12 protein-coding genes are annotated in these 13,379 nt (G+C 64.0%); 8 read left to right on the top strand and 4 right to left on the bottom strand.

Annotated features, from left to right (window positions below):
- From H4V98_RS05470 to otsA, 4 genes are all read left to right on the top strand, one after another.
- The gene (locus tag H4V98_RS05470; protein ID WP_280757326.1) at nt 1–2,082 is read left to right on the top strand and encodes a lytic transglycosylase domain-containing protein; all 2,082 of its coding nucleotides are present in this window, start codon (nt 1–3) and stop codon (nt 2,080–2,082) included.
- 123 nt (nt 2,083–2,205) lie between these two features.
- A complete protein-coding gene (gene otsB / locus H4V98_RS05465; protein WP_196862937.1) occupies nt 2,206–2,985 on the top strand; it encodes a trehalose-phosphatase in 780 nt (259 codons plus the stop codon).
- A complete protein-coding gene (locus tag H4V98_RS05460) occupies nt 2,982–4,802 on the top strand; it encodes a glycoside hydrolase family 15 protein (protein WP_196862936.1) in 1,821 nt (606 codons plus the stop codon). Before otsB ends, H4V98_RS05460 begins: the two co-directional genes overlap by 4 nt.
- Nucleotides 4,803–4,959: 157 nt before the next feature.
- Nucleotides 4,960–6,345 (top strand): alpha,alpha-trehalose-phosphate synthase (UDP-forming), encoded by a 1,386-nt coding sequence (gene otsA / locus H4V98_RS05455; RefSeq protein WP_196862935.1) that lies wholly within the window; start codon nt 4,960–4,962, stop codon nt 6,343–6,345.
- A gap of 30 nt (nt 6,346–6,375) precedes the next feature.
- Here otsA and H4V98_RS05450 read toward each other — a convergent pair whose 3' ends face one another.
- Nucleotides 6,376–7,335 carry an ROK family protein gene (locus H4V98_RS05450; RefSeq protein WP_196863108.1) on the bottom strand — a complete coding sequence of 320 codons (960 nt, stop codon included), beginning with the start codon at nt 7,333–7,335 and terminating at the stop codon, nt 6,376–6,378.
- Nucleotides 7,336–7,391: 56 nt separating this feature from the next.
- Nucleotides 7,392–7,586 (bottom strand): DUF2905 domain-containing protein, encoded by a 195-nt coding sequence (locus tag H4V98_RS05445; RefSeq protein WP_196862934.1) that lies wholly within the window; start codon nt 7,584–7,586, stop codon nt 7,392–7,394.
- A 226-nt stretch (nt 7,587–7,812) separates the two neighbouring features.
- Here H4V98_RS05445 and H4V98_RS05440 point away from each other — a divergent pair, with 226 nt between their 5' ends.
- Nucleotides 7,813–8,004, top strand: coding sequence for a hypothetical protein (locus H4V98_RS05440; protein ID WP_196863938.1), 192 nt, complete (start codon nt 7,813–7,815; stop codon nt 8,002–8,004).
- Nucleotides 8,005–8,083: 79 nt separating this feature from the next.
- On the opposite strand, the gene H4V98_RS05435 is transcribed toward H4V98_RS05440, so the two are convergent.
- On the bottom strand, nt 8,084–9,706 hold the full coding sequence (locus H4V98_RS05435; RefSeq protein WP_196863939.1) for a methyl-accepting chemotaxis protein: 1,623 nt from the start codon (nt 9,704–9,706) through the stop codon (nt 8,084–8,086).
- A gap of 292 nt (nt 9,707–9,998) precedes the next feature.
- Nucleotides 9,999–11,126, bottom strand: a complete 1,128-nt coding sequence (locus tag H4V98_RS05430; RefSeq protein WP_196863940.1) for an SAM-dependent methyltransferase — start codon at nt 11,124–11,126, stop codon at nt 9,999–10,001.
- Nucleotides 11,127–11,204: 78 nt separating this feature from the next.
- Between H4V98_RS05430 and H4V98_RS05425 the strand changes: the two genes are divergently transcribed.
- The 3 genes from H4V98_RS05425 (at nt 11,205) to ttcA (ending at nt 13,377) form a co-directional block, all read left to right on the top strand.
- Nucleotides 11,205–11,987: an SDR family oxidoreductase gene (locus H4V98_RS05425; protein WP_196863941.1), complete on the top strand. Its 783-nt coding sequence runs from the start codon at nt 11,205–11,207 to the stop codon at nt 11,985–11,987.
- Nucleotides 11,988–12,055: 68 nt separating this feature from the next.
- Nucleotides 12,056–12,427 (top strand): dihydroneopterin aldolase, encoded by a 372-nt coding sequence (locus tag H4V98_RS05420; protein ID WP_196863942.1) that lies wholly within the window; start codon nt 12,056–12,058, stop codon nt 12,425–12,427.
- A gap of 5 nt (nt 12,428–12,432) precedes the next feature.
- Nucleotides 12,433–13,377 carry a tRNA 2-thiocytidine(32) synthetase TtcA gene (gene ttcA, locus H4V98_RS05415; protein ID WP_196863943.1) on the top strand — a complete coding sequence of 315 codons (945 nt, stop codon included), beginning with the start codon at nt 12,433–12,435 and terminating at the stop codon, nt 13,375–13,377.
- Nucleotides 13,378–13,379: the final 2 nt, after the last annotated feature.

Below are 13,379 nucleotides of genomic sequence, written 5' to 3'. Positions count from 1 at the left end.
ATGCTATACAAAATTTTATGCAGCGCGGCAGTTTCAGCCGTGCTGGCCGTTCCAGCCCTGGCGCAAACCTCTTCCAGCACCTTCACGCCGGGTGCCAATGCCGAGGGTGACAGCCTGATTGCGGAGATGAGCAAAGCCTATCGAAGCAACAACAAGGGCCGGTTGACGCAACTGCTGCCGCAGGCCCGGGGTCTTGCGCTGGAGCCTTGGGCTGCCTACTGGGAACTCAAGGCGCGGCTGGACGAAGCCAGTCCGCAGGAAGTGCAGGAGTTTTTGCGGCGCTACGCCGGCAGCTACCAGGAAGACCGGCTGCGCAACGACTGGCTGCTGCTGCTGGGCCAGCGCCGCGACTGGGACGCGTTTTCTGCCGAATACCCGAATTTCCGCATGAACGACGACCGTGAAGTGCGTTGCTATGCGTTGCTCGTCGAGCACCTGAAAAACCCGTCGCTCGATGTGCGCCTGTCAGATGAAGTGCGCAAGAACTGGTACGCCCAGCGCGATGCGGACGACGGCTGCACCGCTGCGGCCGAACGGCTGATGGGCAGCAAAAACCTTACCTCGCTCGATGTCTGGCAAAAAGCCCGCCTGGCCCTCGAAAGCAACCGCCCCAAGGCCGCCCGGGATGCGGTGCAAATCGTGGCGCCCGAAGCGCTGGCCATGGTGGCCGAGCTGAACAACAGCCCGATCAAGTTTTTGTCCGGCAAATACCTGGCGCTGCGCACGGTACGCAAGGAAATCATCACCCTGGCGCTGGTCAAGCTGGCCGCCAGCGATTCGGAAGGCGCCGCTTTTCAGCTTGACGGGAAATGGTCGCTGCAGCTCACCGCCGAGGAACGCAACTGGGTCTGGGGCCTGATCGGCAAGCAGACGGCCAGCCGCATGGGCACGGTGCCGGCGGGCGATGCGCTGGCGTATTACGCCCGGGTCACCAAGGACACCGACCTGACCGACGACATGCTGGCCTGGAAAGCCCGCGCCGCGCTGCGCGCCGGCACCTTGCCCAGCTGGCAACTGGTGCTGCAGGCCATCAATGCCATGAGCGAAGAAGGCCGCGCGGACCCGACCTGGACCTACTGGAAGGCGCGCGCGCTGCTGGCCACGTCAACGCCAGACATTGCCACCGCCGTCATCACGCCGCAAGGCCCGGCAACCACCATGGTCATCGCGCCGCAGCGTGCCGAGGCGCTGGCGCTGCTGCGCTCCATTGCCTCGGTGCGCGGCTTTTATGAGCAGCTCGCGCTCGAAGAACTGGGCCTGAAGATTTCCGTGCCGCCACGGCCGGCCGCCCTGACCGCCGAAGAAAAAAATGCAGCACTGGGCAACCCGAGCCTGATGCGGGGGGCCTACGCCATCCAGACCGGGCTGCGGTCAGAAGGTGTGCGCGAATGGAACTACGCCACCAACCTGCACCGCAATGGCGGCATGACCGAGCGCGACCTGCTGGCCGCTGCCCAGCTGGCCTGCGACCGCCAGATCTGGGACCGCTGCATCAACACCAGCGAGCGCACCACCAGCGTGGCCGACTTCGAGCAGCGTTTTCCGATGCCGTTTCGCGATGCCGTTGTCAGCCGCAGCCGGGGCATCGCCCTGGACCCGTCCTATGTCTATGGCCTGATTCGCCAGGAAAGCCGCTTCATCATGAACGCCCGCTCGGGCGTGGGCGCTTCCGGGCTGATGCAGGTCATGCCCGCCACGGCGCGCTGGACCGCCCGCAAAATCGGCCTGGACAGCTTCACGCCCGACCAGATCAACGACCGCGACACCAACATCACCATCGGCACCGCCTACCTCAAGCTGGCACTGGACGACCTGAACGGCTCGATGCCGATGGCCGCCGCCGCCTACAACGCCGGGCCGGGCCGGCCGCGCACCTGGCGCAACGGCCCGGTGCTCGACGCTGCCATCTGGGCCGAAAACATTCCGTTTTCCGAAACCCGCGACTATGTCAAAAAAGTCCTGTCCAACACCACCAGCTATGCGGCCATCCTGACCGGCCAGCCGCAGTCTCTGAAAAGCCGCCTGGGCAAGGTCGGACCGCGCGATGCAGCCACGCCCGAGCCCTACAAAGACTTGCCCTGAAGCGCGGCCCGGCCGTCGAAGCGGACCGGCGTCGGCCTTTGTCATCGTTGGGGAAAATCAATAAACCTGCGGACTGCACATTCACCTACAGCCAGGCAACCGGCTATCTGCTATGGTTTTGAAATGTCCCTGCCTGCTGAAAACCTTCCCCGCATCACGCCCGAAACGGCGCTTTTCCTTGACTTTGACGGCACGCTGGTGGCGCTGGCGGCGCAGCCCGAACTGGTGCAAATTCCCCAGGGCCTGACAGGAACGCTGGCCGAACTGCACCGCCGGTTGAGTGGTGCGCTGGCGCTGGTTTCGGGCCGGCGCCTGCTGGACCTGGACGGTTTTCTGGCGCCGCTGATGCTGCCGGCGGCCGGCGAACATGGCGCGCAGCGCCGCACCGCCGACGGCCTGATGGTCAGCGCGCCCCCGGCGGACCTGGGGCAACTGCTGCAGGCGGCGCAAGGCCTGGTTGACCGCCATCCGGCGCTGAAGCTGGAACGCAAGAACCTGGCCCTGAGCCTGCACTACCGGCAGGCCCCCGAACTCGAAAGCCTGTGCCTGCAGGTGATGCGCGAAGCGCTGGGCCGCAGCCAGGGCGTCGAGATGATGCAGGGCAAATGCGTGATCGACCTGAAACCCGAGGGCTTCAGCAAGGGCACGGCGATCAATTTTTTCATGGCCGAAGCGCCGTTCGCCGGCCGCGTTCCGGTGTTTGCCGGTGACGACGTGACCGACGAGGCGGGTTTCGAGGCGGTGCAGCGCATGGGCGGCCACGCCATCAAGGTCGGCCCGGGGCCGACGCTGGCACGGCACCGCTGCGACGGCGTATTGCAATTGGCCGCGTGGCTGCAATCGGCCGTGGCGTCCCTGTCCGGCCCGGGTGTGCCCGCCCGCCCTGCGGGGTTTGCAGCATGAGCGCCCCGGTCTCAACCCTGCAGTTTTCGCCCCCTGCGCCGCCATCGCTGTCGCTGGGCGTCATCGGCAACTGCGCCTTCAGCGCACTGGTCGATGTGCGCGGGCGCATTGTCTGGTGCTGCCTGCCGCGCTTTGACGGCGACCCGGTGTTCAACGCGCTGCTGGACGAGAGCGACCAGGCCAGCGCCTTCGCCATCGAAATCGAGAATTTTTCCCACTCCCAACAGTTCTACGACCCGAACACGGCCGTGCTGCGCACGCAGCTGTTCGACACCAGCGGCCAGGCGGTCGAGATCACCGACTTCGCGCCGCGCTTTTACAGCCGCTCGCGTTTTTTCAAGCCGATGATGCTGGTGCGCCGGGTGCGCCCGATTCACGGCGCGCCGCGCATCCGCGTGCTGCTTGACGTGCTGTTCGACTGGGGCCGTTCGCGTCCGGTGGTCACCCAGGGCAGCAACCACCTGCGCTTTGTCGGCGATGCGCTGACGCTGCGGCTGAACACCGATGCGCCGCTGTCGCACCTGCTGTCCAAGCAGCCTTTTGTGCTGACCCGCGAGCACAATTTTTTGCTCGGCTCTGACGAGTCATTGTCTGGCGGCATCGCCGACACGGCACGCCTGTTCGAGCAGGAAACACTGGCCTACTGGCGCAAGTGGAGCCAGCGGCTGCACATTCCGGTGGAATGGCAGGAAGCGGTGATCCGCGCGGCCATCACGCTCAAGCTGTCGCTGTTCGAGGACACCGGCGCGATCGTCGCGGCCATGACCACCAGCATTCCCGAGGCGCCGAACAGCGGCCGCAACTGGGACTACCGTTTTTGCTGGCTGCGCGATGCCTTCTTTGTGGTGCGGGCGCTCAACAGCCTGTCCGAAGTCGGCACCATGGAGGACTACCTGCGCTGGCTTGGCAATGTCGTGGTCCAAGCCGACGGCGGGCATATCCAGCCCCTGTTCGGCATCGGCCTGGAAATGGAGCTGCCTGAAGCGGTGTATGGCCATCTGGGCGGCTACCGGGGCATGGGACCGGTGCGCGTGGGCAACCAGGCGCAGGAGCATTTCCAGCACGACGTGTACGGCAACGTGGTGCTGGGCGCGGCCCAGGCGTTCCACGACCACCGGCTGCTGCACCGCGCGGGCGCGGCCGAATTCACCCGCCTTGAAGCGGTCGGCGAGCAGGCCATTCGCTGCTATGACCAACCCGACGCCGGCATGTGGGAGCTGCGCACCCGCGCCCGGGTGCACACCTCTTCGGCGCTGATGTGCTGGGCCGCTTGCGACCGGCTGGGCAAGATCGCCGTCACGCTGAAGCAACCCGAGCGCGCGCTGTACTGGAGCGGCCATGCACAGGTGATGCGCGAGCGCATCCTGCGCGAGTCCTGGAGCGAGGAGCGCCAGGCCTTTGCCGAAAGCTTTGGCGGACGCGACCTGGACGCCAGCGTGCTGTTGATGATCGAGGTCGGCTTCATCGAACCAAAAGACCCGCGCTTCGTGGCGACCGTGGACGCGCTGGAAAAGTATTTGTGCGACGGCCCCTACATGCGCCGCTACGAGGCGCCCGACGACTTCGGCAAGCCCGAGACGGCGTTCAACATCTGCACCTTCTGGCGCATCGACGCGCTGGCGCGAATCGGCCGCAAGGACCAGGCGCGGGAGATTTTCGAAACCATGCTCGCCGCCCGTAACCATGTCGGCCTGCTGTCCGAAGACACGCACCCGGTGACCGGCGAGATGTGGGGAAACTTTCCGCAAACCTATTCCATGGTCGGCATCATCAACGCCGCGATGCGCTTGTCGGCGCCCTGGGACAGTCAGGTATGACCCCCACGCTCCGCCGCTTCGCGGGTCGCTGCCCTCCGAGGAGACCGTCCCGCCTGCGGCCTGGCAAAGCCAGTTCCGCGGCCGGTGCTGGCACTGGTTTGCACCTCGTGCTGCGTCGCGCCTCGTTTCTTTAATTTCCACCCCTGGCAGAAAATCTATGGCTCGATTGGTTGTTGTTTCCAACCGCATTGCCGACCCGCGCAAGTCGGCGGCGGCTGGTGGCCTGGCGGTGGCGCTGGGCGATGCGCTGTCGACCAATGGCGGGCTGTGGTTTGGCTGGAGCGGCACGGTGGTCGAAAACGGCACGCCGGGCGAAGGCGAGGTGCACACCCACCACTCGGGCAATGTCACCCTGACCACAGTGGACCTGTGCAAGGAAGACCACGACAGCTACTATCTCGGCTACAGCAATGGCGTGCTCTGGCCGGTGTTTCATTACCGGCTCGACCTGGCCGATTTCGATGCCGGCTACATCGGCGGCTACCGGCGCGTGAACAAGCTGCTGGCGCGCAAGCTGATGCCGCTGCTCCTGCCCGACGACATCATCTGGGTACACGACTACCACCTGATCCCGATGGCGGCCGAGTTGCGCGCCATGGGTTGCAAGAACCGGATCGGGTTTTTCCTGCACATTCCACTGCCGCCGCCGCTGATCCTGGCTGCCGTGCCGCAACACGAATGGCTGATCCGCTCGCTGTTCGCCTATGACGTGGTGGGCTTTCAGTCCCAGGCCGACATCGAGCATTTCGCCAGCTATGTCGGCAGGGAAGTCGGCGCCGAAACATTCGACGCGCACCAGTTCCGCGCCTTTGGCCGCAAGGTGCATGCGCAAGCCTTTCCGATTGGCATCGACGTGGACGAATTCGACGCGCTGACGCATGCCAAGGAAGGCCGCGACATGTACCAGCGCATGAAAAAGGAGTTCTCGCGCCGGCGCATTCTGCTGGGCGTCGAGCGGCTCGACTATTCCAAGGGCCTGCCGCAGCGCGTGAAGGCGTTTCGCGAACTGCTGAAAAATTACCCGGAAAACATCCGCAGTGCGACCCTGATTCAAATTGCCTCGCCCAGCCGCGAGGCGCTGGACACCTACGCCGGCCTGCGCCAGGAGCTGGAGAGCCTGTGCGGCGCCGTCAATGGCGACTACGGCGAATTGGACTGGATGCCGGTGCGCTATATCCACCGCAACGTTGCCCGCAAGCGCCTGCCGGGGCTGTACCGCGTGGCCGACGTGGCACTGGTCACGCCGCTGCGCGACGGCATGAACCTGGTGGCCAAGGAATTCATCGTCGCGCAGGACCCGGCCGACCCCGGCGTGCTGGTGCTGTCTCGCTTTGCCGGCGCGGCCGAGCAGCTCAAGGAAGCCATCCTGGTGAACCCGTACGACGTGCACGGCACGGCCGAAAGCATCCAGCTGGCGCTGCAGATGCCGCTGATCGAGCGCCAGCGGCGACACCAGCAATTGCTGGAGCGCGTGCGCAGCCAGGACGTGCACTGGTGGCGCAAGGCTTTCTTGGAAACGCTGGCGGCCTGCGAGCCCGACTGAGCCACCTGCCGTTGGTCGGGCCAGCCTGCGTCAGGCGACCAACGCGAGCGCCGCAAAGTCGCCGACCTGCTCGCCCAGGCCGGCCGGCACCAGCGTGCAGCCGTCGGTCAGCGCGGGCAGCCGGCCCTTGAGTTGCGCCTGCAGGCGCGGCAGCAGATAGTCGCGGTGGTGCCAGAAGACACTGCCGCCCAGGCTGACGCGCTGCAGGTCCAAGGTGACGACCAGGTTGTAGAGCATCCGGCCCATCACCTGGCATATCGCATCAATAATGGCGATGGCGCCCGTCTCGCCTGCCTTGGCAGCTATCAAAACACTGGCAGCATCAGGATAGGCAGGAAAACGCCGGGGCAGCGCGTTGCCGGCCACCAGCGCCTCGACATCGCCGATGTTGCCGCAGCCGCACAGCGCGTCCAGGTTGTCGCTGACAAACATGTGGCCCGCATGCCCGGCATTGCCGTTCTTGCCGCGCAGCACCCGGCCATCGACGCACAGGCCAACGCCGACGCCGGTGCTCCAGGTCACGTAAGCGCAGTGGTCCAGGCCCTGCAACGCGCCCCAGCGGCGCTCGGCCTGCAGCGCGGCAATGCCGTCGTTCTCTACCTGCACCCGGGCAAACGCCTCGCGCAGCGGCGCTTCGAGCACAGCCGTGGTCCAGTCGTTGGGCAGACCGCGCTCTGCGCCGGCCATGCCGCCACAGATATTCGGCGACGCCAGTTCCACCAGCCCCTGGTTCAGCACAAACGGGCCGCAGGAGGCCACGCCGACGGCGGCGATGTCACGCGCGTCGATATGCGCGGCCTGGCAGCTGGCGCCAATCATGCGCAGCACTTGCCGGGCCAGCGCATCGGGCGCGCCCTGTTTGGCGGTCGGCTCGACCAGACGGCCGAGAGCCCCACGCGCGTTGACCACGTTGACCGCCACCTTGGTGCCGCCAATGTCAACGCAGGCCACGGGCGCCGCCCCGTCATCCAGGCGAAGTTCGGACAGCATGGGCAAGAAAGGTGAAGAAGCGTTCATGGCAGGCACGTCCTTGTTGATGGGTCAGGTCAGATCAGCTTGCTGACCAGGCTGGCGGCAAAGCTCAGCAAAATGGTGGTGGTCACCGGCACAAACCCTTCACGGCCAAACAGGCGAAACCGCAAATCGCCCGGCAGCTTGCCAAAGCCCGGTTTTTGCAGCAGCGGACTGAACCAGCTAATGAGCATCAGGGCCAGGAAAATGACGATGAACCAGCGGATCATGGACTGGAGTTTAGACGGCGACGGGCAGTGCCGCCGTGCACGACCCATCGAAGGATGGGACTGCGGTTGCTTGCCGTTACTAAGCTGCAGTTTACTTACCTCATGCCGCCCTCTCTACAGGTTAACCCGTATTAAACAATGCCGCAGGCCACGCTTTCGCGGCCCCGGGCCATGCGGCTTGAGCCCCCCCTCTAAGCCATCGTGAATTTTCAAGTGGAGAAAGCACATGCAAAAACACCTTCAAAACCTGGAAAGAGTCTGCCAAAAACTACAGTTCCGTTATGGCGATAACGATGAACTGGTCATTGAGTTCAAGCACGAACTCGAATCCCTCAAGACCAAAAAATCCCTGAATCGTTCGCGGACACTTCGAAACCAGGGTGAGCAAAACGCGAAATTAGCAGCACCGCTGCACTGAAAGCCGGCAATCGGTGGTGACGCCATTGCCGATACCCTCAAAATGACTGCTGAACCGACCTGCTCGCCCCAAGCGGCTTTCAGGCGCTGAAGGCCAGTTGCGGTGCGTGCACGGCAGCGCGCTTCGGCGAAAAGCGCTCAGCCTGCTCGGGCAGCACAAAGCGGCTGACAAGCGCTGCCAGTTCGTGCGCCTGGTGGCGCAGGCTCTCAGATGCCGCCGCCGACTGTTCCACGAGGGCCGAGTTTTGCTGGGTCATCTTCTCGAGTTGCGAGACGGCGGTGTTGACCCGGGAAATGTCCTGCGTCTGGGCGTGGGTGGCGCCGGTGATCTCGCGCAGGCTGAGAGCCACATTCTGGATCGCTTCCACGGTCTGGCCCATGGTCTGGCCGGCATAGTTCACCAGGTGCACGCCGGACTCCACCCGCTGCACCGACGCATGAATCATCGCCTTGATTTCCCGGGCGGCCGTGCTGGACCGGTTGGCCAGACTGCGCACTTCCGTCGCCACCACCGCAAAACCCCGGCCTTGTTCGCCCGCCCGCGCCGCTTCCACCGCCGCGTTCAGCGCCAGAATGTTGGTCTGAAAGGCAATGCCTTCGATTACGCCGATGATGTCCTCGATGCTGCGCGAGGACTGAAGTATCTCTTGCATGGTGCCGACCATCTCGCGCACCGCCTGGCCGCCCTGGACGGCCAGGGTCGAGGCCGAGGAAGCCATGGCGTCGGCACGATTTGCCGCCTTGGCCGACTGGTGCACGGCAGAGGTGATCAATTCCACCGATGCGGCGGTCTCCTGCAGGCTGCAAGCCGCTTGTTCCGTGCGGCTGGACAGGTCGGCATTGCCGCTGGCAATGTCGCTTGAAGCATGGCTGATGTTGTGGGTCGCTCCCTGCACCTGCTGCACCAAGGTGCGCAGCGCGCCCTGCATCACGCCCAGCGAGGTCAGCAGCCGACCGGCTTCGTCGCGCTCGTGCCCCTCGATGTCATGGCGCAGGTCCAGGCTGGCCACTCGGTCCGCCGTGGCGCCGGCCAGACGGATAGGCTGGGAGATGCTGCGCACCAGCCACCCGGACAGCACGGCGCCCAGCACCAGCGCGGCAATGCTGAACACGACCAAGGCCATGCGCGCCGTGGCGCTCCACCGGGCGATCTGGCTGGCGGCAGCGTCGATGGCCTGGCGCTGAAAATCGGCCAGAGCGGACACCGCGGCCAGAAGCGCATTGGACGCTGGCTGGAAGCGCGCCGAATACACCTTGCGGATGCGCTCGGTCAGCCCCGAGTCACGCGCCGCCACCAGTTCGGCTTGGGCCTTAGCAAAAACCTTGCCAGCCGCACTGATTTTTGTCAGCAATGCCTGCTCGTCCGTGGTCTGCAGGCGGCTTTGCAGCTGCTTCATCAGCGCGTCATAGCGCTGCTGCGTGGCCACGATATCAGCCGCCAGGATGTCGCCCACTTCGGGCTCGGAACTGAGCGCCATCGCCTTGTAGTTCGCCGCGTTGATTTCCTGGTGGCGGTAGGCATCCGTCACCAGCCTTTCGCTCGCCATGTTTTGCCGCACCATCTGCTCTGTCTCGCCGTTGACGTAGTAAAGCGACCAAAGCCCAATGGCAGAACCCATCATCGTCAGCAGCAAGATGGTGGAAAACGTGGCCAGCAGGCGTCGGCCCAGCGTATTGCGAAGGGGGGTGGTGATTTTTTGCATTTGATGGTTATGCCCTGCCACTGCCGTGGATCGCCAGCGAACGAGGACAGGAGCATGCAGGGTGAGGAGGGGTATGCAGGCATGTACCTGCCGCTGGATTAGACAGGCGCTCTATGACGGCGTCATGTCAGGCAACAGTAAGAAGGCGATTAAAAATAACCGACAGACGGTTTAATAGGCATCAAATAGGCATTTTAGGCACGGCCTACATGAATAAACAGCTATAAAATTAGTAGCAAAACGCGCCAGCACCCTGGCCGCCGTGCTTGCGCGCCAGATGATGCCAGCAGCGCTACAGCGTATGCAGGCGGTCGCCTGCCGAAAAGCCCATCGGTTCCCATACGGCGCTGCCTTTGGCGCCGAAGGCAATCACCTTGAACAACTCGCCCATCTCGTGCTCGTTGACCAGCTTTTGCGCCATGGCGCGCCCGGCCAGCGAAGCGTCTTGCAGCCTGTCCAGCAAGCCGCAGTTAAGCAAAAACCGCCCTTGGCTGGTGTAGCCCAGCACTTCCAGGCCGGCGTCCTGCCCGGCCAGCGCAATGCCGGTGAAGTTGACATGCGCGGTGATGTCTTTTTCGCCGACATCGGCCAGCGCGTCGCCGTCCGCCAGATGGGCGCGGTGGCACATCACCGTGCCCATGCTGCGCTGCGGGTGGTAATACTCGTTTTCGGGAAAGCCGTAATCGAGCAAGAACACCGCACCGGCTTCCAGCCGGTCAGCCAGCGTGCCCACAAACCCTTCGGCCTGGGGATGGATTTCGGTGACGTAATCGTGGCTGCCCGCGACTTCCAGCGGCGGTCGCAGCTGGGTTAATTGGTCGGCGTAGGCAAAACGGCCTGCATGCATCGCCACGCCGCGCTCGTGCCAGACGCCGTTCAGCCGGGCCAGCAGTTTTACCGGCATGGCATCGAGCACTTCGTTGCCCAGCACCACGCCGCGCATCCGCACCGGCAACCCGGTTGCCCAGCGCACCTTGCAGGCGTGCGCCGCCAGCCGTGTGCGCTGGCGTTCACGCAAAGAAACTGACAGATCGACAATCGTGTAGCGCACCACCTGGTCGCCCAGCGCGTCGAGCACCTGATGCGCCAGCGCGCCCGAACCCGCGCCAAACTCCCAGACTTCATCCGTACCCGTGGCCTGCAGCGCCTCGGCCACCTGCCCTGCCAGCGTGCAGCCAAAATGCGGCGACAACTCGGGCGCAGTCACGAAATCGCTGCCGCCGGTCTGCGCGCCATTGATGCTGTGGGCGACTGCAGGCATATGTCCGAATTTGAGCGAGTCGTTGGCGTAGTAGCCCATGCCCGGCTGGTACAGCGCCAGCGCCATGAAGGCATCAAAACCCAGCCATCCGCCGGCGTCGTCAATCGCCTTGGCTATCAGGGTTTGCAGGGTGTTCGTTAAAATGGAGCGATTCGTCATGTTTGTCACCAAGCCTGATTGTCTGCGATTCCCCCGGCCATCCAGCCTCTTCACTGACCTGACCTTTTGCACCACCCCATGACACCTGCCCTGCCCCGACCCGTGGTTCTTGTGACCGGCGCTGCCCTGCGGCTGGGCCGTGAAATCGCGCTGACGCTGGCCGCTGCGGGCTGGCAGGTGGCGGTGCATTACCGCCACTCGGCCCAAGACGCTCTTAAAACCGTAGCTGACTGTGACCGCCTGACGGGCGGATCAGCCGCTTTTGATGCTGATTTGTCAAACGAAGCCGCGGTGCGTGGCCTGCTGCCCCGCGTCATTGCGCATTTTGGCCGCGTCGATGCGGTGGTCAACAGCGCCTCGACCTTCGAGCACGACAGCGCCGCGACCTTTGGCTTTGCCGCGCTCGACAAGCACCTGCACAGCAACGCCGCCGCGCCCATCTTGCTGGCCCAGGCGCTGCATGCGCATGTCGTGTCGCGAAGCGCGCCAGAGCACGCCGGCCAGTGCGCGGTCGTCAACCTGCTGGACCAGAAGCTCTGGAACCAGAACCCCGATTTCTTGAGCTACACGCTGTCCAAAGCCGCGCTGGAAGCGGCCGGCACCATGCTGGCGATGGCGCTGGCGCCGCAGGTGCGGGTGGTCGGCGTCGCGCCCGGCCTGACATTGACCAGCCATCTTTTGAGCGACGCAGAATTTGCCGCGCGCCACCAGCTCTCGCCGCTGGGCCGTTCGTCCACGCCGGCCGATGTGGCCAATGCGGTGAAGTTCGCGCTGGAAAATTCGTCGATCACCGGCACCACGCTGCTGGTCGATGGCGGCCAGCACCTGATGCGCTTCGAGCGCGATTTTTCGTTGATGTGATTCTTGCCACGTCCAAGCGTCGGCAATGGCTGACAGACCCCTTTTCTTACCTATTACAGACTGTCTACATGTTCACCACCCGGGGCAACCAGATCCTGAACCTCACCGGCTTGCGCTTTGACGCCAACCTCGGCATCCTGGAGCATGAAAAAAACGCACCACAACCAATCCAGGTCGATGCCGAACTGAACCTGGGCACGCAGCCGCTGCTGCCCCGCGACGACGACATCCACCATGTGCTCGACTACCGCAAGGTGCGCCAGATCATCATCACCGAATGCACTGCAGAGCATGCCAACCTGCTGGAAAGCCTGATCGGCAAGCTGGCGCACCGGCTGATGCAACTTCCCGGCGTGCTGGGCGTGCGTGTGAAGATTGCGAAACTTGAAATTTTTGACGACTGCGAAGTGGCCATTCGCATCGAGACAGGGCAGTGGTGAACGGCATGAATGCCCTCTGGATAGACGAACAACTTGAGACGTCTGCCCGCGTGCAGAACGCGCTGAAGATCGAACGCGAAGACCACAAGCTGGAAAAGCGCCTGTGCCGCGAAGTTGGCCGGGCAATTGTCGATTTCAACATGATCGAGGAAGGCGACAAGGTGATGGTCTGCGTGTCCGGTGGCAAGGACAGCTACGCCATGCTGGACATCTTGCTGAAACTGCAAAAACGCGCGCCGATCAACTTCGAGCTGGTCGCCGTCAACCTCGACCAGAAGCAGCCGGGCTTTCCCGAGCAGGTGCTGCCCGACTATCTGGGCAAGCTCGGCGTGCCGTTCCACATCGAGAACCAGGACACCTACAGCATCGTCACGCGCGTGATTCCCGAGGGCAAGACGCTGTGCTCGCTGTGCTCGCGGCTGCGGCGGGGCATCCTGTACCGCGTGGCGGGCGAGTTGGGCTGCACCAAGGTTGCCTTGGGCCATCACCGGGACGACATGCTGCAGACCTTCTTTTTGAACATGTTCTTTGCCGCCAAGCTCAAGGGCATGCCGCCCAAGCTGGTCAGCGACGACGGCAAGAACATCGTCATTCGTCCGATGGCCTACGTGACTGAAAAAGACCTGACGCGCTGGGCTCAAATCCAGGACTTCCCGATCATTCCGTGCACGCTGTGCGGCAGCCAGGAAAACCTGCAGCGCAAGCAGATAGGCAACATGCTGCGGGACTGGCAAGAGCTGTATCCGGGCCGCATCGAGAACATGTTCGCCGCGCTGCAAAACATCGTGCCGTCGCACCTGATGGACAAGCAGCGACACGACTTCAAGGGCATTAAAACCACCGGCGTTGCCGACCCCGAAGGCGACAAGGCGTTCGATGCCGAAGAGTTCGCGCAGGCAACGCTGCCAGGCCATGCCGTGATCAGCATCGGCCTGCGAACGGCCCGTTGAGC

The organism is Polaromonas sp. CG_23.6 (assembly GCF_029892315.1).
In the GTDB taxonomy this organism is placed as follows: Bacteria; Pseudomonadota; Gammaproteobacteria; order Burkholderiales; family Burkholderiaceae_C; genus Polaromonas.
The sequence above is the reverse complement of the archived record's forward strand: the minus strand, read 5'-3'. Positions and strand labels throughout refer to the sequence as shown.

What these genes read in the sequence shown, in the direction of transcription:
- otsB (WP_196862937.1), top strand. Translation starts at nt 2,206, where the DNA reads ATGTCCCTGCCTGCTGAAAACCTTCCCCGCATCACGCCCGAAACGGCG.
- otsA (WP_196862935.1), top strand. Translation starts at nt 4,960, where the DNA reads ATGGCTCGATTGGTTGTTGTTTCCAACCGCATTGCCGACCCGCGCAAG.
- H4V98_RS05445 (WP_196862934.1), bottom strand. Translation starts at nt 7,586, where the DNA reads ATGATCCGCTGGTTCATCGTCATTTTCCTGGCCCTGATGCTCATTAGC.
- H4V98_RS05425 (WP_196863941.1), top strand. Translation starts at nt 11,205, where the DNA reads ATGACACCTGCCCTGCCCCGACCCGTGGTTCTTGTGACCGGCGCTGCC.
- H4V98_RS05450 (WP_196863108.1), bottom strand. Translation starts at nt 7,335, where the DNA reads ATGCTGTCCGAACTTCGCCTGGATGACGGGGCGGCGCCCGTGGCCTGC.
- ttcA (WP_196863943.1), top strand. Translation starts at nt 12,433, where the DNA reads ATGAATGCCCTCTGGATAGACGAACAACTTGAGACGTCTGCCCGCGTG.
- H4V98_RS05460 (WP_196862936.1), top strand. Translation starts at nt 2,982, where the DNA reads ATGAGCGCCCCGGTCTCAACCCTGCAGTTTTCGCCCCCTGCGCCGCCA.
- H4V98_RS05470 (WP_280757326.1), top strand. Translation starts at nt 1, where the DNA reads ATGCTATACAAAATTTTATGCAGCGCGGCAGTTTCAGCCGTGCTGGCC.
- H4V98_RS05430 (WP_196863940.1), bottom strand. Translation starts at nt 11,126, where the DNA reads ATGACGAATCGCTCCATTTTAACGAACACCCTGCAAACCCTGATAGCC.
- H4V98_RS05420 (WP_196863942.1), top strand. Translation starts at nt 12,056, where the DNA reads ATGTTCACCACCCGGGGCAACCAGATCCTGAACCTCACCGGCTTGCGC.
- H4V98_RS05440 (WP_196863938.1), top strand. Translation starts at nt 7,813, where the DNA reads ATGCAAAAACACCTTCAAAACCTGGAAAGAGTCTGCCAAAAACTACAG.
- H4V98_RS05435 (WP_196863939.1), bottom strand. Translation starts at nt 9,706, where the DNA reads ATGCAAAAAATCACCACCCCCCTTCGCAATACGCTGGGCCGACGCCTG.